The 24349-nt window shown below is 38.1% G+C and carries 25 protein-coding genes; 18 read left to right on the plus strand and 7 right to left on the minus strand.

Going from position 1 to position 24349, the window contains the following annotated elements; genetic code table 11:
- Positions 1-83: 83 nt before the first annotated feature.
- Entirely contained in the window at positions 84-1238 is a 1155-nt protein-coding gene (locus G504_RS0105745) for a cystathionine gamma-synthase (protein ID WP_019669195.1), read from the minus strand.
- 87 nt (positions 1239-1325) lie between these two features.
- On the opposite strand from G504_RS0105745, the gene G504_RS0105750 reads away from it, so the two are divergent.
- Positions 1326-2060, plus strand: coding sequence for a DUF3298 and DUF4163 domain-containing protein (locus G504_RS0105750; protein WP_019669196.1), 735 nt, complete (start codon positions 1326-1328; stop codon positions 2058-2060).
- A 4-nt stretch (positions 2061-2064) separates the two neighbouring features.
- Here the strand turns inward: G504_RS0105750 and G504_RS0105755 are convergent, their stop codons facing one another.
- A complete protein-coding gene (locus tag G504_RS0105755) occupies positions 2065-2538 on the minus strand; it encodes a DinB family protein (protein ID WP_019669197.1) in 474 nt (157 codons plus the stop codon).
- A gap of 114 nt (positions 2539-2652) precedes the next feature.
- Between G504_RS0105755 and G504_RS0105760 the strand changes: the two genes are divergently transcribed.
- The 7 genes from G504_RS0105760 (at position 2653) to G504_RS0105790 (ending at position 8473) form a co-directional block, all read left to right on the plus strand.
- Positions 2653-3006 carry an arsenate reductase family protein gene (locus tag G504_RS0105760; RefSeq protein WP_019669198.1) on the plus strand — a complete coding sequence of 118 codons (354 nt, stop codon included), beginning with the start codon at positions 2653-2655 and terminating at the stop codon, positions 3004-3006.
- Complete coding sequence (locus G504_RS0105765; RefSeq protein ID WP_019669199.1) at positions 3003-3905, plus strand: DMT family transporter; 903 nt, start codon at positions 3003-3005, stop codon at positions 3903-3905. The genes G504_RS0105760 and G504_RS0105765 overlap by 4 nt, the downstream gene beginning before the upstream one ends.
- Positions 3906-4058: 153 nt before the next feature.
- Positions 4059-5033 carry an NAD(P)H-dependent flavin oxidoreductase gene (locus G504_RS0105770; protein WP_019669200.1) on the plus strand — a complete coding sequence of 325 codons (975 nt, stop codon included), beginning with the start codon at positions 4059-4061 and terminating at the stop codon, positions 5031-5033.
- A gap of 23 nt (positions 5034-5056) precedes the next feature.
- Positions 5057-6073: a bestrophin family protein gene (locus G504_RS0105775; protein WP_019669201.1), complete on the plus strand. Its 1017-nt coding sequence runs from the start codon at positions 5057-5059 to the stop codon at positions 6071-6073.
- Entirely contained in the window at positions 6073-7032 is a 960-nt protein-coding gene (locus G504_RS0105780) for a YheT family hydrolase (RefSeq protein ID WP_019669202.1), read from the plus strand. The genes G504_RS0105775 and G504_RS0105780 overlap by 1 nt, the downstream gene beginning before the upstream one ends.
- A 41-nt stretch (positions 7033-7073) precedes the next feature.
- Positions 7074-7556 carry a c-type cytochrome gene (locus G504_RS0105785; RefSeq protein WP_026348421.1) on the plus strand — a complete coding sequence of 161 codons (483 nt, stop codon included), beginning with the start codon at positions 7074-7076 and terminating at the stop codon, positions 7554-7556.
- A 200-nt stretch (positions 7557-7756) separates the two neighbouring features.
- Positions 7757-8473, plus strand: coding sequence for an SIMPL domain-containing protein (locus G504_RS0105790; RefSeq protein WP_019669204.1), 717 nt, complete (start codon positions 7757-7759; stop codon positions 8471-8473).
- Here the strand turns inward: G504_RS0105790 and G504_RS0105795 are convergent, their stop codons facing one another.
- Together G504_RS0105795 and G504_RS0105800 are read right to left on the minus strand one after the other, a co-directional pair.
- Positions 8474-10006 carry a SulP family inorganic anion transporter gene (locus tag G504_RS0105795; protein WP_019669205.1) on the minus strand — a complete coding sequence of 511 codons (1533 nt, stop codon included), beginning with the start codon at positions 10004-10006 and terminating at the stop codon, positions 8474-8476.
- A gap of 82 nt (positions 10007-10088) precedes the next feature.
- The gene (locus G504_RS0105800; RefSeq protein WP_019669206.1) at positions 10089-11063 is read right to left on the minus strand and encodes a phytanoyl-CoA dioxygenase family protein; all 975 of its coding nucleotides are present in this window, start codon (positions 11061-11063) and stop codon (positions 10089-10091) included.
- 146 nt (positions 11064-11209) lie between these two features.
- Between G504_RS0105800 and G504_RS0105805 the strand changes: the two genes are divergently transcribed.
- The 5 genes from G504_RS0105805 (at position 11210) to G504_RS0105825 (ending at position 17678) form a co-directional block, all read left to right on the plus strand.
- Positions 11210-12067, plus strand: a complete 858-nt coding sequence (locus tag G504_RS0105805; protein WP_026348423.1) for a helix-turn-helix domain-containing protein — start codon at positions 11210-11212, stop codon at positions 12065-12067.
- A gap of 18 nt (positions 12068-12085) precedes the next feature.
- Entirely contained in the window at positions 12086-13924 is a 1839-nt protein-coding gene (locus G504_RS0105810; protein ID WP_019669209.1) for a glycoside hydrolase family 2, read from the plus strand.
- Positions 13925-14229: 305 nt separating this feature from the next.
- Positions 14230-15231, plus strand: a complete 1002-nt coding sequence (locus G504_RS0105815) for an NAD(P)H-dependent glycerol-3-phosphate dehydrogenase (protein ID WP_019669210.1) — start codon at positions 14230-14232, stop codon at positions 15229-15231.
- 75 nt (positions 15232-15306) lie between these two features.
- Positions 15307-16323, plus strand: a complete 1017-nt coding sequence (locus G504_RS0105820; RefSeq protein ID WP_019669211.1) for a formylglycine-generating enzyme family protein — start codon at positions 15307-15309, stop codon at positions 16321-16323.
- A gap of 11 nt (positions 16324-16334) precedes the next feature.
- Complete coding sequence (locus G504_RS0105825; protein ID WP_019669212.1) at positions 16335-17678, plus strand: Gfo/Idh/MocA family protein; 1344 nt, start codon at positions 16335-16337, stop codon at positions 17676-17678.
- Here G504_RS0105825 and G504_RS0105830 read toward each other — a convergent pair.
- The 3 genes from G504_RS0105830 to G504_RS0105840 all read right to left on the minus strand — a co-directional run bounded on the left by G504_RS0105830 (position 17675) and on the right by G504_RS0105840 (position 20160).
- Entirely contained in the window at positions 17675-19342 is a 1668-nt protein-coding gene (locus G504_RS0105830; RefSeq protein ID WP_040443907.1) for a glycerol-3-phosphate dehydrogenase/oxidase, read from the minus strand. The genes G504_RS0105825 and G504_RS0105830 overlap by 4 nt on opposite strands.
- Positions 19343-19488: 146 nt before the next feature.
- On the minus strand, positions 19489-19797 hold the full coding sequence (locus G504_RS0105835) for an antibiotic biosynthesis monooxygenase family protein (protein WP_019669214.1): 309 nt from the start codon (positions 19795-19797) through the stop codon (positions 19489-19491).
- A gap of 6 nt (positions 19798-19803) precedes the next feature.
- Positions 19804-20160, minus strand: a complete 357-nt coding sequence (locus G504_RS0105840) for a hypothetical protein (RefSeq protein WP_019669215.1) — start codon at positions 20158-20160, stop codon at positions 19804-19806.
- 105 nt (positions 20161-20265) lie between these two features.
- On the opposite strand from G504_RS0105840, the gene G504_RS0105845 reads away from it, so the two are divergent.
- The 5 genes from G504_RS0105845 (at position 20266) to amaB (ending at position 24028) form a co-directional block, all read left to right on the plus strand.
- Positions 20266-20760, plus strand: coding sequence for a CvpA family protein (locus tag G504_RS0105845; RefSeq protein ID WP_019669216.1), 495 nt, complete (start codon positions 20266-20268; stop codon positions 20758-20760).
- 153 nt (positions 20761-20913) lie between these two features.
- A complete protein-coding gene (locus G504_RS0105850; RefSeq protein ID WP_240473026.1) occupies positions 20914-21384 on the plus strand; it encodes a CAP domain-containing protein in 471 nt (156 codons plus the stop codon).
- A gap of 89 nt (positions 21385-21473) precedes the next feature.
- Positions 21474-22022 carry a 3-hydroxyanthranilate 3,4-dioxygenase gene (locus G504_RS0105855; RefSeq protein ID WP_019669218.1) on the plus strand — a complete coding sequence of 183 codons (549 nt, stop codon included), beginning with the start codon at positions 21474-21476 and terminating at the stop codon, positions 22020-22022.
- Positions 22023-22391, plus strand: a complete 369-nt coding sequence (locus G504_RS0105860; protein ID WP_019669219.1) for a DUF1304 domain-containing protein — start codon at positions 22023-22025, stop codon at positions 22389-22391.
- 83 nt (positions 22392-22474) lie between these two features.
- A complete protein-coding gene (gene amaB / locus G504_RS0105865) occupies positions 22475-24028 on the plus strand; it encodes an L-piperidine-6-carboxylate dehydrogenase (RefSeq protein WP_019669220.1) in 1554 nt (517 codons plus the stop codon).
- The last annotated feature ends 321 nt before the right edge of the window (positions 24029-24349 follow it).

Raw genomic sequence — 24349 nt, forward strand, 5'->3', positions numbered from 1 at the left:
GTTTTTATTGAATTAAAAATTCAACGGCAAAATTATATCTTTTCTTCAATTTAAACCTGCTTTTTTTAAAAATATGATAAAATTTACCCGATTGCCTGTTCCAGATCAGAAATAAGATCCCGGGCATCTTCAATTCCCACACTTAGCCTGATCAGCGAATCAACTACGCCGCTTTTTTCCCGTTCCTTTTTAGGAATACTTGCGTGAGTCATACTTGCCGGATGGCCCGCCAAACTCTCCACTCCTCCTAATGATTCAGCCAATGTAAAAACCTTTAGCTTTTCTACTATTGCAATAGCATCTTTAAAATTACCCCCTTTGGGCACAAAAGATATCATTCCGCCATATGCTTTCATTTGTTTTGTGGCAACGTCATGATTGGGATGGTTTTTAAAACCAGGCCAATACACCTTTTCAATTTTTGGATGTGCCAGTAAATACTCGGCTATTCTTTTTCCATTTTCACAATGCCGCTGCATTCTTACATGCAATGTTTTAATTCCCCTTAGCACTAAAAAACTATCCATTGGCCCGCATACGGCTCCACTTGCATTTTGAATGAAATACAATTTCTCTGCTAATGCCGCATCCTTCACAACTAAAGCACCAACGACCACATCGCTATGACCCCCAAGATATTTAGTTGCAGAATGCATCACTATGTCGGCTCCCAAATCCAGTGGTTGTTGCAAATAAGGAGTTGCAAAAGTATTATCAACCGCCATAAGAATTTTATTGCTTTTGGCCAGCTCTGAAACTGCTTTAAGATCAATTATATTCATCATCGGATTGGTTGGAGTTTCAACCCAAACTAATTTCGTATTTGAATTAATCAATGCAGCGATCTCCGATACTTCCTGCATACCTACAAAGTGAAATTTGATTCCGTATTTTTCAAAAACCTGTCGGAAAAGACGATAACTCCCACCATAAAGATCATTAGTTGAAATTACTTCATCACCTGGCTCTAAAAGTTTAATAACGGCGTCCATTGCTGCTAATCCGCTGGCAAATGCCAATCCGAAATTTCCATTTTCAATACTGGCAAGTGCATTTTCCAAGGCGGTCCTTGTTGGGTTGGCGCTACGAGAATATTCAAATCCCATATGCTCCCCCGGACTGGTTTGGGCATAGGTAGATGTTTGATAAATTGGAGGCATTACGGCACCGTAAGCCTTGTCAGGCTTTTGACCCCCATGAATAACCTTGCTGTTAAATCTTAATTCCTTTTCACTCATGTTACAAATTTATGTTCACAAATGTATTGTTATCTTTTGGAGAAACCAATGAATCCTTAGTTTTGCAAAAGATCCTAATTCTACTCAATGAAACAACTTGTCCCCTGTCTTTTTCTACTGTTCTTAATTACCGGCTGTCAGGACAATCGTAATGTCACATTTGAAGCTCTAAGTCTTGAGAATACTAAATGTAAAGAATGCCCGGAGGTTTCCATTGCTATTCCAGAAGCATTGGGCAAAAATAAACTTGCCAAATCTATTAATCTGACTTTGCAGGAAGAAGTTATTTCCAAATTAACTTTTGATGATGAAATAAATGCTGAAACCATGCAGCAGGCAATTGAATCATTCACAAATGGCTATTTTGAATTAAAAAAAATCTATCCCGATGAAACAATCGGATGGAAGGCCACAATAAATGGAAGGGTAACCTATGAAGATAATAACCTTATAACCATTGAACTTCGGTCTTATTTGTTTACTGGTGGCGCCCATGGTTACGGATCGACAAACTATTTAAATTTTAATAAAAAAAGAGGCAGGGAAATTGACCCCTGGGAGTTGTTTGAAGACAGGGAGGGATTTCAGGAGTATGCAGAAACGCAATTTAGGTTACAGCAAAATATCCCCGTAAATAAGTCTATAAACAGCACAGGATTTATGTTTGAGAAAGACCTTTTTTATCTGCCCGAAAATATCGGATTTACGGAGAAAGGGCTTAAACTTTTGTATAATCAATATGAAGTGGCGTCGTATGCCGATGGCCCAATAGAACTGACCCTGCCTTATAAGGATATCCAAAAATTTTTATCTGGAAAATAAAAACCTAGAACGCCTCCTCCTTTAATAGTATTTTATCCAGTGAAAGTATTACTCCAAGATGTAATCCTTCATGATATAGATTGAAGGCTAAGGCGTCTTCAACATTTCGCAATATGACCCTGGTGCTGGTGGTATATTCATTATACGCCTTGAAAACTCCATTCTCATAATCTTCCTGTGCCCATTCCGCCGTAGAAAGCAAAAAGCCACCAATATGATCTATCTCCTCATCTGTTGGAGGTATATCGGGCAAGGTTCCTTTTTTGAATTTTTGGATCAAAGAATCATCAATACGCGGAGTTAGATTACTAAATTTGTAAACAAGTATTTGCTGGGTAACAACAACATGGGCTATATTCCACCAAATATTATTGCGATAGCCTTCCGGAATTTCAAATAGAAGATTATGGGGAGTTCGCTTTAATATTTTGTACAGTATCTTCCTGTTTTGAATTGTGATGTCAAATATTTTTTCCAATGTCTTCTAATTTTCCGATTAATAATAATGCTTTTACCATGAATAAAAATAACATAAACATCTAGAAATATTTAAGGGTGGTTATTATAATTTTAATTTCGATAAAAACTTGTCATGAAAAAAATTTATTATTTGAGTACTTGCGATACCTGCAAGCGTATTTTAAATGAATTAAAGCCTCTTAATGATATTGAAATCCAGGATATTAAATCTGAACCAATTACTGTTGAACAATTAAAGGAAATGAGAAATCTGGCAGGCAGTTATGAAGCCTTATTCAGTAAAAGGGCACGCCTGTATAATGAGCGTAAATTAAAAGACCAACGACTTGAAGAAAAGGATTATGAGGCACTGCTATTGGAGCATTACACATTCTTGAAAAGACCTGTTATTTTGGTAAACAATCAAATATTCATAGGGAATAGCAAAAAAGTAGTTGCTTCTGCCAAAGAAATCATTCATACTTGAGTAAGCGAACTCTTGCCATATTATCCGCCCTGGGCGCTACAACAATTTATGGATTAAACCATACCATTGCAAAAGGTGTGATGCCTTTGTACATTAAACCTTTTGGTTTTATAATGCTTAGAGTCTTAGGGGCTTCTATTTTGTTTTGGAGTATTTCCTTTATGGGACCGAAAGAAAAGATTGAATCTAAGGACTGGGGGCGGGTATTGCTGTGCTCACTTTTTGGCATGGCAATTAATATGCTCGCGTTTTTTAAAGGCCTGGATTTGTCAACGCCGATAAACAGTGCTGTTCTTGTAACAACCACTCCTATCATTGTGGTTATTTTGTCTTTTTTCTTAATTAAAGAAAAAATCAGGATGCTTAAAATTGCCGGTATACTGATTGGCCTTTCAGGGGCTCTTATCCTTGTGCTTTACGGTAATGAAATCAGACAGGATGCATCAAATATCCCTTTGGGCAATTCTCTCTTTCTATTGAATTCCCTGTTCTTTGGTCTTTATCTTATTCTTGTAAAAAAACTTCTTGAAAAATACCACCCTTTAACTCTTTTAAAGTGGATGTTCCTGATTGGCATTCTGTTTAATTTGCCGGTTGCACTTACTGAGTTTTTAGAGGTGTCGTGGTTTTCGCTGCCATTTGACGCTATTTGGAAAATGGCATTTGTGGTTATAGGAACTACTTTTTGCGCTTATTTGTTTAATGTTTTTGCTTTAACCCAATTAAAAGCCTCTACCGTTAGTGCCTTTGTTTATGTGCAGCCGGTAATTGGGATTCTTTTTGCTGTAATTAGTGGCAGAGATAACCTCACAACCGTTAAAATAGCAGCCGCCTGCCTGGTGATGCTGGGAGTTTATCTTGTCAGCAAAAAACCAAAACCGGGTAAAATAGCAGACTAAATAGCTCTGACTAAAGGTTTAACCACAAAATCATTACTTTCAGTACTATTTTGGGCCTCCAATATCCTGGTTATAGAACATTTTAACTTCTATGCCTCTTCATATATTCACAAACAAAATTTATCCCTATTTTTAAACTCACAAAAAACAACTATGTCCAACAAACCGTCATTTATCAAAGAACTTTCGTTGCCTGCCATTGCAGCGCCCATGTTTCTAATCTCCGGTCCTAAATTAGTTATTGAATGTTGCAAAAATGGTATTATAGGAACTTTTCCTGCCCTTAACCAAAGAACAAGTGAAGGATTTGAAGAATGGCTTGTTCAAATTAAAACCGAGTTGGATGTTTTTGAAGAACAAACCGGGACAAAAGCAGCACCCTTTGGCGTAAATTTAATTGTTCATCCCACAAATCCAAGGCTGGAAGCAGATCTGAAATTATGTATTAAACATAAAGTCCCTGTCATTATAACCTCTTTGGGGGCAGTATCACAGGTAGTTGATGCTGTACACAGCTATGGCGGACTCGTTTTTCACGATATAATTAAAAAAAGACATGCAGAAAAGGCCTCAGAGGCTGGCGTAGATGGATTAATATTAGTTGCTGCAGGAGCTGGTGGTCATGCAGGAACGATTAACCCTATGACCCTTGTGGCAGAAGTTAAAAAGTTCTATGACAAAACCATTATCCTTTCAGGATGTATTAGTACCGGCAGAGACATTGCATCTGCCCTGCAAATGGGCGCAGATTTGGCTTATATGGGTACTCGGTTTATTAACACCCTGGAAAGTAAAGCGCCGGAAGAATACCGGCAGATGATTATAAAGGCAGGTGCCAGTGATATAACCTATACTGCGGCCATTTCCGGAGTACATGCCAATTTTCTGGGAGCAAGTCTTGCCGCTGCCGGAATTACAGAAGAAGACCTGAAAAAGGATGTTAAAGTTGACTTTGGGAAAGAATTGGATACGGAAGCCAAGGCCTGGAAGACAATTTGGTCTGCCGGTCAGGGATCGGCAACAATAGATAATGTGCTTTCTGTGGCCGAGCTGGTTTCAAAACTTAAATCTGAATTTAAGGCAGCAATAGAAGAGCAAATTACCTTGTTGGAATATTATCCAAAATAATAATTAAAGTAATCATCTGATATATGTACGTAAAAAGGAACATTGGCTGGGGAGTGATCCTTAGATACGCATGGAAAAACCTCATCTTTTTTAGCCTTTATGCAAGTTTAATATTTTATGCATATCATTTCCTGGGATGGGATTTTATTGATATCCCGTTTCAGCCTATAAGTGTCATTGGTATTGCGGTTGCTTTTTATATTGGTTTCAAGAACTCTCAAAGCTATGATCGTTTTTGGGAGGGTCGAAAAATTTGGGGAGGCATAGTAAATTACAGCAGAACCTGGGGTATACAGGTGTTAAGTTTTGTGCGTACCGAGGACATAGCATACAACAAAAAGATACAGGCGCAATTGATTTACAGGCATATAGGGTGGATAAATGCCCTTAGGGTGCAACTCAGACAGCCAAAACCCTGGTCCTTAAAAGAAGACAGATCAGTAGAAAGAATGTATGAGAAACATGGAGAACGAAATCCGTCCTGTAACGAGGCTTTTAAGTACGTGGATAAAAGAGAATTTACTGATCTCAAAAAAAGAGTTAATCCGGCTACCCATTTAATTAAAAACCAGGCGATGGATATTGTAATGCTAAAAGAAAAAGAAATCATTGATGGTTTTCAGGAAGATCAGATGCAATCTGTTTTAGAGGAGTTTTATAATCTTCAGGGTAAAAGTGAACGAATAAAGAACACTCCTTTTCCCAGACAATATGGCTATTTTTCCAGGGTTTTTACCTGGATATTTATTTTGATTTTACCTTTTGGTCTGATCGACGTTTTTGAAGATGATACTTTAATGACAATCGACTCTATGAAAGCGTGGTACGTATTTTTGATGATTCCATTTTCTGTTCTCATATCATGGATCTTTATTACTATGGAGAAAGTAGGTGATAATAGTGAAGATCCTTTTGAAGGACGTATTAATGATGTGCCTATGACAGCCTTATGCCGCACAATTGAAATAGATTTAAGAGATATGCTGGATGAGGAAAACCTTCCTGGGCCTGTTGCGCCTAAGGACCATGTTCTATATTAATGCCACTGGTTGAATCTCAATATAATCCTCCACTTCCGTTTAAAAACGGTCATTTAGCTACTATTTATTCCGGGCTGATCAGAAAGGTCAGGAACATTACCCAGCAAAGGGAGCGTCTGGAACTTAGGGATGGCGATTTTATAGATATGGACTGGAGCTTTTCTGAAACCCATAGCAATGCCGTTGTTATTCTCCTGCATGGTCTTGAAGGACATGGACAACGTCCATACATAACAGGCAGTGCCAGGCATTTTAATTCCAACGGCCTGGATAGTTGCGCAGTTAATTTCAGAGGCTGTAGCGGAGAAACCAATCGTTTATTCAGATCTTATCATTCTGGGGCCACAGAAGACCTTAAAGCCGTAATAGAGCATATCCTGTCTGCCGGAAAATATAGCAGCATTTATATAAAAGGGTTTAGTCTTGGAGGTAATCTAGCATTGAAGTACCTTGGAGAAGGTGATGTGGCAAATGAAATAAAAGGAGCTGTAGCCGTATCCGTGCCATGCAGTCTGCACGATTCCCTAATACAATTGCTTAAATTTAAAAATGTTCTATATGCAAAAAGATTTAAAAAACACCTGGTTGAGAAACTGTACATAAAACAGCAAAAATTCCGGGAATTACTATCCGTAAAAGAAATAGAGAATATAAAAAACCTCAAAGATTTTGATGATCTGTATACAAGCAGAGCTCATGGGTTTAAAGATGCCCTTGATTATTATAAAAAGTGCAGCAGTCTTCAGTTTTTGCCACGGATAAAAATTCCTGCCTTGATAATTAATGCACGTGATGACTCATTTTTAGGTCAGGACTGCTACCCTGTTAAAGAAGCCGAGAATAACCCTATGCTTTTTCTTGATATGCCTAAATATGGAGGGCATGTGGGATTTTTTGATTCTCAAAACATCTCTTATTCAGAAAAAGTTGGTTTAAAATTTATTCAGGGCCTTTTTTGATCCATGCTATTTCTTATCTTAGTGCCTCTAATTTAAACGACATGCGAAAAATATTTGCCATAATTGTTATTTGTGCCCTGGCTGTAAGCTGCGGAGAAAAAAAAGAAGAGAAAAAAGAAGGTGGTTTTGAAATGAACCGTGCAAAGAAGGAGGTGAAAACAGAAACTAAATCTGAAGCCGTCCCGGTTGATTTAAACAACAAAGGGGTTGGGCCAATTACCTCTGTTGAGTTTGCAGAAGAAATTGATACTGAACTGGCTGCAGTGGGTGAAGCAAAGTACAGCGCTATTTGCACAGCTTGCCACATGGCAAACCAACGTATGATAGGGCCTGCATTAGCTGGTGTTTATGATCGCAGAAGCCCGGAATGGGTAATGAACATGATCCTTAACCCGGATGTTATGCTCAAAGAAGACCCTATTGCACAGGCATTATTGGAGGAATACAACAATGCCATCATGCTTAATCAGAATTTAAGTGAAGAAGATGCCCGGGCTGTTGCCGAGTATTTGCGTACATTATAAAGTTTAGAATTACTTATTTAAGTGCTGTTCTCCGGAATTAATACTAAGGGTTCAGCACTTTTTTTTTTGGAAAAATTAATTCAATATGGATGGCTATACCTCTATATTTGTATTATTCCCTCACTGGTCAAATGACTTCCCTCATTTTATATTTTTAAAGAATCGAGAAATTTTTAGTTTCGTATAAGCAAATTAGCCTTATGAAAAATATTGTACAGCAAAAATTAGTTTTGAGATATCTCGTATTATTTCTTCTGATCACAAGCCTTAAGAATTACGGACAAAATAAAAACTTTATTGATCAACCATATTTAGAGACCACGGCACGAGTAGACACCTTAGTTACACCCGACCGTATCTATTTATCTATTCTAATTACAGAAGCGGACACCAAAGGAAAGGCTTCGGTTGAAAAACTCGAAAATAAAATGGCCGACAAATTGGAAACACTGGGCATTGATACGGAGAAACAACTTACACTTTCTGATCTGGCCAGTAATTTTAAAAAGTATTTCCTAAGAAAAGCAGACGTTCAAAAAGACAAGGAATATTCATTATTGGTTTATGACGCCGTAACGGCAGGTAACGTTATCCTTGGTCTTGAATCAATTGGAATCTCAAATGTGAACCTTACAAAAACAGAATATTCACAACTGGAAAACCTTAAAATAATTCTTAGACAGCTTGCTGTAAAAGAAGCGAAAAAACAAGCAGAGGCAATGGTTCTTCCTTTAGACCAACAATTAGGATCTGCCCTTTTTATATCTGATCTGAACACCGGGATACTAAACAGATATCAGGGAAGGGTGGCTGAAGTAAAAGTTTTTAAAGATGGAGATAAAGATCAGCCCGTTGAAATTGAATTTGAAAAGATAGAAGTAGAAAGTACTGTGAATGTTAAATTCTCAATTCAATAATTAGGTTACTTTATCAACAACCAGCTTATAGGTAGGATCTTCAAGGACATTTACTTCTATGATAGCATCGGCATTTGCCAACAAACGCCTGCAATCATTACTCAAATGCCTTAAATGCACCTTCTTACCCACCTTGTGATAGCGTTCTGTAATTTTGTTCAAGGCTTCTATAGCAGACATATCTACCACCCTGCTTTCTCTAAAGTCAATGATTACCTCATCCGGATCTTCCAGCACTTCAAACTTCTCATTAAATAAGGTCACAGATCCGAAAAATAATGGCCCATAGATCTCATAATGCTTTATTCCATTCTCGTCTATATACTTTCTTGCACGAATTCTTTTGGCATTATCCCAGGCAAAGACAAGTGCGGAAATAATTACCCCAACCAGGACAGCCAGGGCAAGATTATGCAGAAAAACAGTAACAAGGGTCACCAGTATCATAACCAGGACGTCAGATTTTGGCATTCTCCGAAACGTTCGGAGACTGGCCCATTCAAATGTTCCGAGTGCCACCATAATCATTAACCCTGTAAGTGCGGCCATAGGAACTTTTTCAATCAGGTCGGCTCCAAACATAATAAAGACAAGAAGCATTACTGCGGCAACAATGCCAGATAATCTGGCCCTTGCACCATTTGATGTATTAATTAAACTCTGCCCAATCATAGCACAACCCCCCATTCCGGAAAAGAGACCGGAAAGAATATTGGCTGTGCCCTGGGCAACAGCTTCTTTATTGCCGCGCCCACGCGTTTCTGTAATTTCATCTATAATATTCAGTGTTAACAAACTCTCTATTAAACCTACGCCTGCCACTATTGCCGCATAGGGAAAAATGATCTGAAGGGTTTCCAAATTAAAAGGCAGTTGTGGGATATGAAAAGGAGGAAATCCGCCCTGAATAGAAGCAATATCTCCAATTGTTCTTGTGTCTATATCAAATGCGAGTACCAGCCCAAAAACAGCCAGGATTGCAATTAAAGATGCTGGAACCGCCTTGCTTAATTTTGGCAACCCCCATATAACAAGCATTGTGAAGACAACTAACCCCAAAAAGATAAATAAAGTGCTCCCGGATAACCAGGAACCATCATTCGCCTTGAACTGGTCTAACTGAGAAATAAAAATAATAATTGCCAACCCATTTACGAATCCAAATATTACCGGATGGGGAACGAGCCGCATTAATTTACCTAATCTAAGAACTCCGGCAGCAATCTGTAAAATTCCTGCCAGCACTACTGCAGCAAATACGTATTCCACACCATAATCCACGGCCAGTGAAACTATAACCACTGCCACTGCACCGGTTGCTCCCGAAATCATGCCCGGTCTTCCTCCGAGAATAGAAGTAACCAACCCCATCACAAAAGCCGCATACAAACCGGTTAATGGGGATAGCCCTGCAATAAGTGCAAAAGCTATTGCCTCAGGCACTAAAGCCAGTGCTACCGTTAATCCGGACAGGACTTCAGTTTTATAATTTACTTTTTGAGAAAAATCAAATAGATTTAAGTACTTCTTCAAAGCCTGTATATTTTAAGGTGGCAAAAATAGTACTTATTGGCAGTTTAATATCTTAATTGAAAAGAATTATGGAATTCATAAATTACCACCTTTGCAGCCCAAGTAATTTCTTTCCAAGTTCAGATAATTTAGCAGTATCGTATCTGTCCTGCTCCCAATTTCTTGGATCACCCGGAAATGCATATCCTTCCGGAGCTACCCTGTTCTTCCAGGAATTGATGCGCCATTGTCTTAATTCTTCATTTTCTTCCTCTGCAGGCATCATAGAAATATACTGAGCTATTCTTACTTTATCCTTAGACCGGTTGGGTCTTATACCATGAGGTTGAGTGCTGTTAAATATCAGGAGATCCCCTGCCTCCATTTTTACTTTTACGATCTTTTCTTCCAAACCGGTTGTATCTGGCTGAAAGTGATCTCTGTCTTCAGGCTGGGTAAGTTTCCAGCTGTCATAATTCCTGTACAACCATGGAATACATTGAAAGCCTCCCATGTTCTCGTCTGTCTGATCAGCAAGTGCCAGAACCCCCTGCACGTTCTGCGGGCGTGTTTCCGGATCGTAATCCCAGTGTATAAAGCCTTTCTTTTCAAACCCCGGTCTTTGTGGGAAATTTAGATTGGCTCTGTCGATAGTGACCCATAGTTTTTCTGTTCCCCAAACATCCACAAAGGCGTCATATACGCGTTGCGCTTGTCGGTTATCCCAAAGAAGTTGATGGTTATACACCTCAACCATACCGGTGCCGGTAAGCTCTTTCATTTGCATTTCCGCCCTGGGTGGTGCATACCAGGTTTCAGGATCGTTCGGGTCCTTTTCATCGAACTCCCATAGAAAATCTGCAGTCTTCTTTGCCTGTTCCCTCGAAATGGCATTTTTTATCACTATATATCCATTATGCTTCCAGGATTCCCAGTCCTTTTCGCTAAGAACCCTTAACGGAACATTATTAGACCTGTCATTAAGTTCAATTTTACTACTTGTAGCTGTTGAGGGGTTTCCCGGAATATCTTTATGGGCCTTATTGGCCATTTCCAATTTGGATGCTGCTTTTTCCATAATAATTCTGTATTGTGATTAAAAGATAGTCAAATCTAAAGAGATCAAAAGGTCATCTCCACCTTGATTTTGATCTATTTTTGAACTATATTGATATTTTATTTCATTTTTATAGACTTTAAAAACAATTTTGTTAAATATTAAATTTGAAAATTCAACTAGAACAAATAAATCCGGATGCCAAAAGCTCATTCCGGTTACTACACAATCCAAGGTTAAATGACCTATTCTATTGGCATTTTCACCCTGAATATGAATTGGTTTATATTGAAGGTGCCAACGGCACAAGACATGTGGGAGATCATATTTCTCTATATGAATATAGTGATCTGGTATTAATAGGGTCCAATATTCCCCATTTAAATTTCGATTATGGCATACAGACTGAATATCAAAAAGAGGTATTGCATGTTAGTTCGGCATTCAAGAACAAAATATTTACTGAAATCCCGGAGCTCTCCGATGTTTTTGAACTTTTTGAAAAATCGCAATATGGAATCGCTTTCACTGGAAATACCAAAACTACTATTGGCTCAAGGCTGAAAAGACTTCATGCTTTAAGCCCTTTTAAGCAGTTTCTGGAAGTACTCCACATTTTCTCAATTTTGGCAGCGTCTAAGGAGTATGTCTTATTACATGACTATCCGGTCATAAATAAATACAGCCAAAAACAAAAAGACCGATTAAAGGATGTTTATACATTTATTGATCAAAACTACCAGCGGAAAATAGGACTTAAAGAAGTGGCTTCGCTTAGCAATTTAAGTAAAGAAGCCTTTTGCCGATATTTTAAAGGTGCTACTGGCAGATCTTTTACTTCGTTTTTAAATCAATATCGTATTAGCCAGGCCAAGCGTTTACTTATGGGAGGGAGTAATATCAGCGAGGCCTGCTACGAATGTGGTTATGAAAGTCTTTCTTATTTTAATCGTACTTTTAAAAAAATTGCATTAGAAAATCCATCTGATTTTAAAAAAAGATATTTAAACAATAAAACGTTTTAAACTCTTAAATGAAATGAAATGAAACACCTATTTAAATTACTTTTTTTCATTATTTCCTTAGCAACAATTGCGCAAGATGGCGTATTAAATAATGCATATAACAGAACATCTTTCTCACTTAACGGGGAGTGGAATATTATAATAGATCCATATGAAAATGGCTATTATAATTATCGTTATGAAGCTTTTGATTTGACGGATCCCCCTTCAAAAAATGCATATTTTACTAATACATCGCCTGCAGACAAAACGGATTTAATAGAATATGATTTTAACAATTCCGAAACTTTAATGGTCCCCGGAGACTGGAATACCCAAAAGGATAAACTATTATATTACGAAGGATCTATTTGGTACAAAAAATCTTTCGATTATTCCAAGGAAGAAGTCTCCAACAGGGTTTTTGTTTACTTCGGAGCGGCAAATTATCAAGCTGATGTATATCTAAATGGCAGTAAACTGGGCAGACATATAGGAGGATTTACGCCTTTTAATTTTGAGGTAACGGATTTACTGATGGAAAAGGGAAATTTTCTGATAGTCAAAATTGATAATAAGAGGACCCCCGAAGCAGTCCCTACATTAAATACAGATTGGTGGAATTATGGTGGTCTTACCAGAGATGTTAAGCTAATAGAAACAAAAGAGACTTATATAGATGACTATATGATTCAATTAAATCCCAAAAATCCAGAAGAAATTATAGGATATATTCAGCTCAATGGACCAGGTAAAGCAAACAAGGAAGTAACGCTTAGCATATCAGAAGCAAAAATTTTAAAAAAATTAAGCACTGATATAACCGGCAGGGTTCAAATACATATTAGTAAGGCCAAATTGAAAAAATGGAGTCCGGAAAATCCAAAATTGTATGATGTTTCCCTATATGCAGGTGAAGACCAGATAAAAGATAAGATTGGTTTTAGAACTATAAAAACAGAAGGAACAACAATTTTATTAAATAATAAACCAATTTTTCTAAGAGGAATATGTATACATGAAGAAAGTCCCATTAATCAGGGACGAGCCAAAACCATGAAAGATTCTGAAAAGCTTTTGGAATGGGTAAAGGAAATGAACGGAAATTTTGCACGCTTGGCTCACTATCCCCATAATGAGTATATGGTCAGAGCCGCTGATAGTATGGGAATATTGCTTTGGGAGGAAAATCCGGTTTATTGGACAATTAAATGGGAGAATCCCGGCACCTACGAAAACGCACAAAATCAACTTACAGAGGTCATACAAAGAGATAAGAACAGGGCATCAGTCATCATTTGGTCTATGGCTAATGAAACCCCGGTAAGTGAACCCCGTCTTAAATTTCTTAAAAAATTGAAAGAACATACCAGAAGTCTGGACCCTACCCGTTTAATAAGCGCGGCATTGGAACAAAATGCCGTAGATGGTAATAGCAATATGCTAACCATAGACGACCCATTTGCCGAAGAAGTCGATATTCTCAGCTTTAACCAATATATAGGCTGGTATGTTGGATTGCCTGATAAAGCCCGTACCATTAACTGGAAAATTGATCAGAACAAACCTGTATTTATTTCAGAATTTGGTGCAGGAGCTAAATTTGGATATCATGCTGACAAGGAAACAAGATGGTCCGAGGAATATCAGGAATATCTCTATGAAGAAACTTTAAATATGTTAGACAAAATTGAAAAACTACAAGGATTTTCCCCATGGATTTTAAAAGACTTCAGATCACCCAGAAGGTCTCTGGCTAAAATTCAGGACGGGTATAACAGGAAAGGGCTTATTGATGAAAAAGGAAATAAAAAGAAAGCCTTCTATCTTCTGAAAAAATATTATGACAATAAAGCAAAAGCAGCTAAGGGTAACTAAAGTCATTACTAAAATAAGAAAACCACCCCGAATTCAATTCCGGGGCGGTTTCTAACTAAATAACCAACCAAAAATAATTTTACAAACCTTACCCTATTCTGGTAAATAACGCAAAATTCAAAGTATTCATTGCCTGAAAACCGTTGAGCCTATGTTAAATTTTTACGCATTTCATCGTTTTATTTATTCCAATATTCAATCCTTCCGGTCAAACTTATCTTCTGGTTTAATATTGCTTCGGTATAACTGTTTATGAAGTAAGTGGTTATTATTTTTGAGTAAATTTGATTGTGTAAATTCATTTGATGGAAAAAGATCTTAAAATTGCGGTATTGGGAGGTGGAAGCTGGGCTACGGCTATTGTAAAAATGCTCACCGAAAACAAGGATAAGGTAATCTGGTATATGCGCAATGAGGAAGCCTTAGAATATATCAAAGTCAACGAACACAATCCCAACTACCTTACCTCTGTAGAATTTAAGGTTGAACAACTGGTCCTTACCAATAATATGGATGAAGCGGTTTCCATGGCCAACCTTTTGATTTTTGCAATTCCATCTGCTTTTTTAGAGAGTGAACTCAAAAAACTTACAATCCCTTTAAAGAATAAGGTAATATTCTCTGCTATTAAAGGAATTGTTCCGGAAACAGGGTTAATTGTGGGGGAGCATTTTCATCAAAAGTACGCTATTCCCTTTGAAAATATTGGTGTTATAACCGGCCCTTGTCATGCCGAAGAAGTGGCCTTGGAGCGTTTGTCATACTTAACAATTGCCTGTGCCGATACGGAAAAAGCAGAAATCCTTTCAGAGCATTTAAACAGCCATTACATTAATACAAAAATTTCTGATGATATTATAGGCACAGAATATGCAGCCATGCTCAAAAATATTTACGCGCTTGCAGCAGGTATAGCCCACGGGTTAGGATATGGTGATAATTTTCAGTCTGTTCTCATGAGCAACGCTATCAGAGAAATGAAGCGCTATATTTCGAGAGTTCACAAGATGAAGCGCAACATCAACAACTCTGCCTATCTGGGAGATTTACTGGTAACCGGCTATTCTACTTTTAGTAGGAACAGGATGTTCGGTAATATGATTGGAAAAGGGTATACTGTAAAAAGTGCTATGATGGAAATGAAAATGATAGCAGAAGGTTATTACGCGACGGAGAGTGCCTATAAATTAAAATCAACATTTAAAAAGAAAGTCAGGACTCCAATTATTGATGCAGTATATGATATTCTTTATAACCATAAGAGTGCTAAAATAACTTTCAGAGCACTCACCGATAAATTAGATTGACCCTTAAATTTTTTTATTAGCTTCTAATTGAATACTTTAGAAACATCTTGATTTGATATTTTCAAACATTTTGAAATGAATCTAAAATATTTTATTCTCCTTGCAGTGGCAGTAGTCATTCTTATATCCATGGCTTTTACCTATGGAGGAAACGCCAAATCTTCAGGAATTAAAATAAATAAAAATCCTTTTGTTGCTTATTCTCAGGAAATTTCGGGAAGCGATATTACCATTAAAATGAATCCTGTAAAAGGAGGTGAATTTTTGATGGGCAGTAATGACCACAACGATGATGAAAAGCCTCAGCACAGGGTTTTAGTAGACGATTTCTGGATGAGTTCATTTGAAATAACCTGGGACCAGTACGAGCTTTTTTTAGAGCGGCAAATTGATACTTTTGGGCTCAAAGATTTGGATGGTGAGATTGCTATAGATATCGACGCAATATCTTCCGCATCAACGCCATATGTTGATATGAGTCAGGGCATGGGCAAAAAGGGGTATCCCGTAGTAAATATAACGCAACACGCGGCATTAACATTTTGCAAATGGCTAAGCGCGAAAACAGGAAAATTCTACAGGCTTCCCACAGAAGCCGAATGGGAGTATGCAGCAAGGGCAGGTAGCAACTCCTCCTATTATTTTGGGGATAACCCGGCTGAATTAAATTTATATGCATGGTATAAGGATAATAGTGAGGGAAAATATCAAAAAGCGGGTACTAAACAACCCAATAAGTTTGGCCTTTATGATATGCACGGCAATGTTTCTGAATGGACCATGGATCAATATGCTCCGGATACTTATGCCAATAGATTGGGAAAAACCAGCAACAATCCTTTTGTGAAACCAACAAAACTATATCCCAGAACGGTTCGCGGAGGGTCCTGGATGGATCCTGCCATTGCGCTCAGATCATCTGCCCGCGAAGGATCTTCAGCAGAATGGAAAAGAATTGACCCTCAGATTCCTAAAAGCCGCTGGTGGTTTACCAACGCCCCGAATGTTGGTTTTAGAATTATTCGTCCTAAAAAAATTCCTCCAATAGAAGAAATCGAAGCCTATTGGCTTACTGCAATTGATGACTATTAAAATCTTTAAAAATGAAAAATGAAAAGCACGCCCTGTCCCGTAGAAATTTTTGTAAAAATACTGCAATCGCCGCAGGCGGAATCTTAACTGTACCTTTGGACGTGGCGGCCTCGGCACATGTTCTTGGCGATGATTCCATAAAAATTGCGTTGGTTGGCTGCGGTGGAAGGGGTACCGGCGCTGCAGCGCAGGCCCTGAGTACTAAGGAAAATGTAAAATTAGTTGCTATGGCCGATGCATTTCAGGATCGTCTTGATAGCTGTTATGACATCTTATCCACGAAATTTGTTGATACGGACAAAATTGCACTTAAAGAAGAAGATAAACACCTGGGTTTTGATGGCTACAAAGCAGCAATTGATAAAGCAGATGTAGTAATATTAACAACGCCGCCCGGTTTCAGGCCTCTCCATTTTGAATATGCAGTAAGTAAAAATAAGCATGTTTTTATGGAAAAACCCGTAGCTACAGATGCCCAGGGTATACGAAGCGTGCTGGAAACTGCCAAAATTGCCAAAACTAAAAAATTGAATGTTGTTGTTGGGCTGCAACGTCATTATCAAAAGAATTATTTGGCCTGCCTTGAGGAAGTCAGGGCCGACAAAATAGGTCAGATCGTTTCAGGGCAGGTTTATTGGAACAGTGCAGGGGTATGGGTTAAGGAGCGCCAGGAAAATCAAACAGAAATGGAATATCAAATGCGGAACTGGTATTATTTTAACTGGTTATGCGGGGATCATATCGTTGAGCAGCACATTCACAATATCGATGTGGCTAATTGGTTTATCGGGGAGTTCCCGGTGCATGCCCAGGGTATGGGGGGCAGAGAAGTAAGAAAAGGAAAAGAGTACGGTCAAATATTTGACCATCATTTTGTTGAATTCACATATCCTTCAGGCGCGGTAATATCGAGCCAGTGCAGGCATCAAAAAGGCTGCTTAGACAATGTCTCCGAAAGTCTTATGGGAACCAAAGGTAAAATCTATTTGGATTCTCAGAATAAAGGAATAATTACCGGCTATAATGGCACTAAGATATATGAACATCAGGGGGCTAATGATCCTAATCCCTATCAGACAGAACATGATGTCCTTTTTGATTCCATTAAAAACGGAGGGGTTATAAGTGATGCGGAGCATGCTGCAAAAACAACGATGACGGCTATTCTTGGAAGGATGGCAACATATTCGGGTCAATTAATCACCTTTGAAGATGCCTTAAACAAAGGGAGGAGTATAATGCCAGATGAATATAGCTGGGACGCAATGCCTCCTGTAACGCCAGATGCCGATGGATTTTATCCAATACCCGTGCCGGGAGTTACAAAAGTGCTGGAAGAAAAGAAAATAAATTAAACCCGGTCTATGGAAAAAATGGAATGCTCATGTATTTCCTGCATTATTTTCTCTTTCCACAATAGTATCTGAGAATCATCCGACTTAAAAATTGATTTAAATTCTTCCAGAATACGATCTAACAGTAAGGGTATGCTTTCAATATCGAAATATAATCGGCCTGTCCTTCGGATGAAAAAGTCCATAGGTGAAGTTATCATTTCATAATTGATGCCATAATGAAGTTCCGCTATGGCCATTCTTACATGTGGGTCCTTTTCTTTTTGAATGGAATAATCCTGTAAAATGGTTTCCGTTTGCTTTCCATAGGTCGTAACAAGATACCAGGCATCATATTCCGTTAAACCATCTTTTTTTATTCGCTCAAATATTTCTAAGATATATTTTTTGACGTGTTTATATTTTCTAAAATCATTGCCACATAAAGGAATCTGATCTGTTGTGCATTCGGGGACTTTAATTCCTTCTTCCTCCTCCATTTTTTTTGACAGCAGGTTAACGACTCTTTCTGCCATCTTGCGATACCCGGTTAGTTTGCCCCCTGCCATACTAATAAGCCCGCTGTCAGAAATGAATATTTCATCCTTGCGGGATAATTCCGATGCAGATTTACCTTCTTCATGGATTAAGGGCCTTAAACCTGCCCAGGAGGAAATAATATCATCCATTTCCAAATTAATTTTAGGAAACATATTGTTAACTGCGGAAATTAAATACAATGCATCAGCTAAATCTAACTTTATATTGTCTTTATCCTGGTCATAGTTAGTATCGGTTGTGCCCACATACGTAATTTTACCTCTGGGAATGGCAAAGATCATTCGTCCATCAGGAACATCGAAATATACAGATTGCCTTACGGGTAATTTTTCAAATGGAAATACTAAATGGACTCCTTTAGTGAGATGAAGGCGCTTGCCCTTTTTTGAGTTATTTAAACTTCGTAATTCATCTACCCATGGGCCCGCAGCATTGATTACATATTTTGATTTAATCTTGAATTCATCACCTGTAATACTATCCCTGAAATGAAGTCCTGAAATGATATCCTCTTCATAATCAAAAGCTGTAACCTCTGCATAGTTTAAAGCTACAGCACCGAATGTAAGGCTAGTCTTAATGTTTTCAATTGTGAGCCTGGCATCATCTGTGCGATATTCTGCATAATATCCGGCACCTTTTAATTTCTTCTTTGGCAATAGCGGTTCCAGTTCTAATGCCTCTTTCTTTTCAACCATTTTGCGCTTGTCATCGCCAGATACCTGTGCTAAAATATCATATACCTTTAAACCAATAGATGTAAGCCATTTCCCATAAGACCCGCCATCGATTAAAGGAAGTAACATTTTTTCAGGAAGTACCAGATGCGGAGCGAGTTTATGAACTATTGCCCGTTCCGATCCTACTTCTTTTACCAACCAAAAATCAAACTGTTTAAGATACCGGAGACCACCGTGAATTAACTTTGTAGATTTACTACTGGTTCCTGAAGCAAAATCCCTTTTTTCAAGTAATGCTACTTTTAGTCCCCTTGAAGCTGCATCCAGTGCTATCCCACCACCCGTTATTCCACCTCCTATAATTACAAGGTCAAATTTGGTTTTGGTTAGTTTCTGAATGATTTTACTCCTGTCAAGGTTTGAAAATCGCACGTTCTCTTTCATGTTTTTTTTGGAATTCAAGGTTACTCAACTTCAATACAAATGTAACGGTTTATAACCCCAATACAGATGCCCTGATTTTAACCAAATGTTATCATTGATTATCTTTACTATTAAAGTTTCAGGTGCAAATATCAGAATAGCGTGTTTTAGGATAAAGCGGTAAATTCATATTCTCTTTCAACAAGACAGACTCGTATTTTATACCATTTATACCATTCTTTTTTCCCCAGTTCCTGAGCCGCCAAATGTTTTAGATTGGATTTCCATTTTGATATAGATTCAAGGTTTTCCCAGTAGCTTATTGATATTCCAATTTCATCTTTTGCACTCTCAAATCCCAGATAGCCCGGTTGAATTTTAGCCAGTTCTTCCATTTGCCTCGACATTAGGCCATAACCTTTATCACCGGAAGTTCTGGTGCTGGTAAAAATTACGGCATAATATGGTTTTGTCATGATGGGTTACAAAATGAAAGCGCGTTCTACAAAATAATTTACTATAGCCTCTTTCATTAGTATGGATTGCTCTCCAGCCTTAAGCGGGGGAAGTGTTTCCTTAACCTTATAATGCGGCCAACCTTCGTCGTCAAAAAACTCAAATTCATAGTATCCGTAGGGCTCCAACAATTTGCAAATGGCAATATGCATAAGATTAACTTTCTCTTCTTTTTTATAGGTTCTGTGGTATTGACCCAATTCCTGGATACCAATGAGGTAAATAATCCCATCTATATCTATTGGATCACCATCGGAAAACCTGTCGGACAGTTTCTCAATGAGTTCTTGCCACCTATCTCTTAACTGACTATCTCTGCTCACTGTAATTATGGAAAAAGGTGTAAAATCTAAATTTCATCGTGAACCCTTCTTTTGGTAAAATCAAAGGTACAAATCAAAATTCTATATTTGTGCAAACAAATTTCTGTGAATATTCTGGATATTATTTTGGGTTTATTTCTGGTATATGGTCTATATAAAGGACTAAAAAATGGACTCTTCGTTGAAATTGCCTCTCTAGCTGCCATTATTATTGGGCTTTATGGAGCAATTAAATTTTCGTATTTAACAGGTAGCTACCTTTCCCAAAACATGGATTGGGATGAAACTTACATAAAATTGACGGCCTTCATTATCACCTTTCTCGCCATAGTGATTCTGGTCAATATGGCTGGTAAAATACTAACCAAAATTGCAGATTTTGCGATGCTTGGATTATTAAACAAAATTGCCGGTGGTCTGTTTGGCGTATTAAAAACTGCTGTTATCCTTGGTACGCTGTTGTATTTCTTTGAAAGTGCGATTCCATCGTTTGATCCTTTTAAAAATAATATAGTTAAGGAATCCTTACTTTATACCCCGATAAGAGATATTGGGAGCCTGGTTTATGGTAACGTTATAGAGGTATTTAAAGTCGGATAATTGGTAAAAAGTGCAGTTCATCGAAAAAAAAAGGTTTTTTATGCGCTCTTTTCATAATTTCTTTAATATTACAAAGCTGATCCCTTAGACAAGGATGCAGGAGAACTCCCCACTCTTTCCTTACCCTACTTACAGATAGAACACTATATGAAAATGAGATTGCCTATAGCTATCTCGGTTTTATTTGTATTGTTGGCTGGATCCTGTAGCCCAGAATCCATAGAAAATACAGATATTCCGAGTCCAGAAAATGCCGTTTTGGTAGAACAGGCTTTATTGGATATTGTCAACGACCATAGAACAAGCCTTGGTTATTCCTCATTGCTCTTTAGCACAGTTGCCTATGAGTATGCCAATACGCATACGGACTATATGATTGCCAAAGGCAGTTTAAGTCATGACAACTTTAGCGCAAGAGCCTCGAGTATTTCCAGCCAGGTAAATGCCGAATATGTGGCTGAAAATGTTGCAAAAGATTACCCGGATGCTGCCACAGCTTTAGAAAATTGGCTTCAGAGTCCTAATCATCGCAAAACTATAGAAGGCGAATTTACTCATACGGCGGTAAGCGTAAAACAAGACGCCAGCGGAAAACTCTATTTTACCCAGTTGTTCTACCGCTAATTTTTTATCCGGAAAAATTTCTTTTAGTACATTTGATAGGAGTATTGCTTTTAATACGATCTAAAAACCTCCTTAATACTTAGAAAAAAATGTCTACAAAACCTCCATTTAATCTTTACAAGTGGATTGAAGAAAACAGAGACTTACTTAAACCCCCCGTTGGAAATAAGAATTTATATAAAGAATCCGGAGACTATATAGTAATGATTGTTGCCGGGCCGAATGCGCGAAAGGATTATCACTACAATGAAACTGAGGAGCTTTTCTTTCAATTGGAAGGCAATATCGAGGTCCATATACAGCAAGACAAACAAAAAAAAACAATGAAACTGGGGCCTGGAGATATCTACCTGCATCCTGCAAAAATTCCACATTCTCCTGTCAGGCATGAGGGTTCCATTGGTTTGGTAATAGAGCGTAAGCGAGATCAAATGCAAATTAAGGACGGCCTCCTTTGGTTTTGCGATAATTGCAACCACAAACTTTACGAAACATACTTTACATTGCATGACATTGAAAAAGACTTTTTATCGCATTTTAAGTATTTCTATGGTTCTGAAGAGTTAAGGACCTGTGATAATTGTGGAACCGTTATGCCCGTTGACGACAGGTTTACCGCAAAAGAAGAAAGAACATAAATGAAACTTACAATTGCCATTTTAACCGGGATTGTGGCAGTACTGCACTTGTATTTTCTTTGGTTTGAAATGTTTGCCTGGACTACCAGAGGGAAAAAAATATTTAAAAATTTCCCTGAAGATATGTTTGAGCCAACAAAGTCCCTTGCTGCAAACCAGGGCCTTTACAACGGATTTTTGGCTGCGGGCCTTATATGGGCATTTATAATACAGGATCCTCTATGGAGCACAAATATTTCCGTTTTTTTTCTTAGTTGTGTTGCAATTGCCGGCATTTATGGTGCTTTTACGGCAGATAAAAAAATCTTCTTTGTGCAGGGGCTTCCTGCATTATTTGCGCTGATCTTAATCTTTATTGATCAGGTCTAAGATTCCACAACTTTCGGGTTGCATCATCACTATTATTTGTAGCTTTGTCCTAATCTAACAAATTATGTTTTAAAAGTTATAAAATGACATTAGTTGCCGTGGATTTTGGAATAGACCAAGCATTGGAAAAATTAGGAATCAAGGAAACCAATAATGGTACCTCAACAGGATCGGATTATTTTTCCTCCGGGGAAATTATCGATTCTTATTCTCCGGTTGATGGCGCTTTAATTGGTAAAGTAAAAAGCACCTCGCTAAATGATTATGAAAAAGTAATTGAAACTGCCACTGAAGCCTTTCAAATCTGGCGAAAAAAACCTGCCCCTCAAAGGGGTGAAATTATTCGTCAGTTTGGTGATAAACTACGCGAGCTAAAGGAGCCTTTAGGCAAGCTGGTTTCCTATGAAATGGGGAAATCTTATCAGGAAGGTCTTGGTGAAGTCCAGGAAATGATAGATATATGCGATTTTGCTGTTGGCCTTTCACGTCAATTACATGGGCTTACCATGCATTCGGAAAGACCCGGGCATCGTATGTATGAACAATACCATCCTTTGGGAATTGTAGGTATAATTTCTGCTTTTAATTTCCCGGTTGCCGTGTGGGCCTGGAATACGGCACTCGCATGGATTTGTGGGGATGTATGCGTATGGAAACCATCAGAAAAAACGCCACTTTGCGGCATAGCCTGTCAAAATATAGCCGCTGAAGTATTTAAGGCAAATGGACTTCCGGAAGGTATCTCTTGTTTGATAAACGGGGATTATAAAGTCGGGGAAATGATGACAAATGACAAAAGAGTACCTCTGGTCTCTGCTACGGGTTCTATTCGAATGGGAAAAATTGTTGCACAAGCCGTTGCTGCAAGACTGGGAAAATCTCTCCTTGAGTTAGGTGGCAATAATGCTATCATAGTTACTCCGGATGCAGATTTAAAAATGACCGTAATAGGAGCCGTTTTCGGCGCAGTGGGCACTGCTGGTCAGCGGTGTACTTCTACAAGAAGACTTATAATACATGAATCTATTTACAATAAGGTAAAAGAATCTATTGTTACTGCCTATGAACAACTACGAATTGGAAACCCGCTCGATGAGAATAATCATGTTGGCCCTTTAATAGATAAAGATGCCGTAGCCATGTATAAGGACGCACTTGAAAAAGTGGTCGATGAAGGCGGAAACCTGATCGTCAAAGGAGGTGTTTTGGAGGGTGAAGGATACGAAAGTGGTTGTTATGTATATCCGGCCATAGCCGAAGCCGATAATGACTTTAAAATTGTCCAGCATGAAACTTTTGCGCCAATTCTTTATTTGTTAAAATATTCGGGTGATGTAGAAAATGCAATAAAGATTCAGAATGACGTTGTTCAGGGACTTTCCTCTGCCATTATGACCAATAATCTGAGAGAGGCCGAGATTTTCCTTTCAGCAGCTGGTAGTGATTGTGGTATAGCCAATGTTAATATTGGCACTTCAGGTGCTGAGATTGGCGGGGCTTTTGGAGGAGAAAAGGAGACAGGAGGTGGTCGTGAAAGTGGTTCCGATGCCTGGAAAATATATATGCGAAGACAAACCAATACAATTAACTATACCACGGAATTACCTCTGGCTCAGGGTATCAAATTTGATCTTTAAATAAAATACCGTTGCTATTAATGGAAGAAATAACAACGGGATTCTTACTAACCAAACTAATTCAAACTAGTCGTAAGCAGCAATAGCCCGCTATTTTGATGCCGGATCCTCATCAGGATAAATAGGGTTAGCGCTTAGTCCTGACAAATATCATAAATGGCTGTATATTTCTGCAACGGGAAGTTATAATTGGCGGTAAAAAATGTATAATCGGTAACTATTGGTTTATGTGCCGTATTTATCGCAGTGTGGAATATCTCATTAAATACCATGGGATTATCGGGGTTATTCCAGGTATTTAGCCTTATTATATTAGCAAAA

The organism is Eudoraea adriatica DSM 19308 (assembly GCF_000382125.1).
GTDB lineage: Bacteria > Bacteroidota > Bacteroidia > Flavobacteriales > Flavobacteriaceae > Eudoraea > Eudoraea adriatica.

Bases quoted from the DNA above. Each gene is read 5' to 3' on its own strand.
- G504_RS0105775 (WP_019669201.1), top strand. From the start codon at position 5,057: ATGTACGTAAAAAGGAACATTGGCTGGGGAGTGATCCTTAGATACGCA.
- G504_RS0105860 (WP_019669219.1), top strand. From the start codon at position 22,023: ATGAAACTTACAATTGCCATTTTAACCGGGATTGTGGCAGTACTGCAC.
- G504_RS0105770 (WP_019669200.1), top strand. From the start codon at position 4,059: ATGTCCAACAAACCGTCATTTATCAAAGAACTTTCGTTGCCTGCCATT.
- G504_RS0105745 (WP_019669195.1), bottom strand. From the start codon at position 1,238: ATGAGTGAAAAGGAATTAAGATTTAACAGCAAGGTTATTCATGGGGGT.
- G504_RS0105785 (WP_026348421.1), top strand. From the start codon at position 7,074: ATGCGAAAAATATTTGCCATAATTGTTATTTGTGCCCTGGCTGTAAGC.
- amaB (WP_019669220.1), top strand. From the start codon at position 22,475: ATGACATTAGTTGCCGTGGATTTTGGAATAGACCAAGCATTGGAAAAA.
- G504_RS0105850 (WP_240473026.1), top strand. From the start codon at position 20,914: ATGAGATTGCCTATAGCTATCTCGGTTTTATTTGTATTGTTGGCTGGA.
- G504_RS0105825 (WP_019669212.1), top strand. From the start codon at position 16,335: ATGAAAAATGAAAAGCACGCCCTGTCCCGTAGAAATTTTTGTAAAAAT.
- G504_RS0105815 (WP_019669210.1), top strand. From the start codon at position 14,230: ATGGAAAAAGATCTTAAAATTGCGGTATTGGGAGGTGGAAGCTGGGCT.
- G504_RS0105760 (WP_019669198.1), top strand. From the start codon at position 2,653: ATGAAAAAAATTTATTATTTGAGTACTTGCGATACCTGCAAGCGTATT.
- G504_RS0105835 (WP_019669214.1), bottom strand. From the start codon at position 19,797: ATGACAAAACCATATTATGCCGTAATTTTTACCAGCACCAGAACTTCC.
- G504_RS0105810 (WP_019669209.1), top strand. From the start codon at position 12,086: ATGAAACACCTATTTAAATTACTTTTTTTCATTATTTCCTTAGCAACA.
- G504_RS0105790 (WP_019669204.1), top strand. From the start codon at position 7,757: ATGAAAAATATTGTACAGCAAAAATTAGTTTTGAGATATCTCGTATTA.
- G504_RS0105855 (WP_019669218.1), top strand. From the start codon at position 21,474: ATGTCTACAAAACCTCCATTTAATCTTTACAAGTGGATTGAAGAAAAC.
- G504_RS0105830 (WP_040443907.1), bottom strand. From the start codon at position 19,342: ATGAAAGAGAACGTGCGATTTTCAAACCTTGACAGGAGTAAAATCATT.
- G504_RS0105800 (WP_019669206.1), bottom strand. From the start codon at position 11,063: ATGGAAAAAGCAGCATCCAAATTGGAAATGGCCAATAAGGCCCATAAA.
- G504_RS0105780 (WP_019669202.1), top strand. From the start codon at position 6,073: ATGCCACTGGTTGAATCTCAATATAATCCTCCACTTCCGTTTAAAAAC.
- G504_RS0105820 (WP_019669211.1), top strand. From the start codon at position 15,307: ATGAATCTAAAATATTTTATTCTCCTTGCAGTGGCAGTAGTCATTCTT.
- G504_RS0105750 (WP_019669196.1), top strand. From the start codon at position 1,326: ATGAAACAACTTGTCCCCTGTCTTTTTCTACTGTTCTTAATTACCGGC.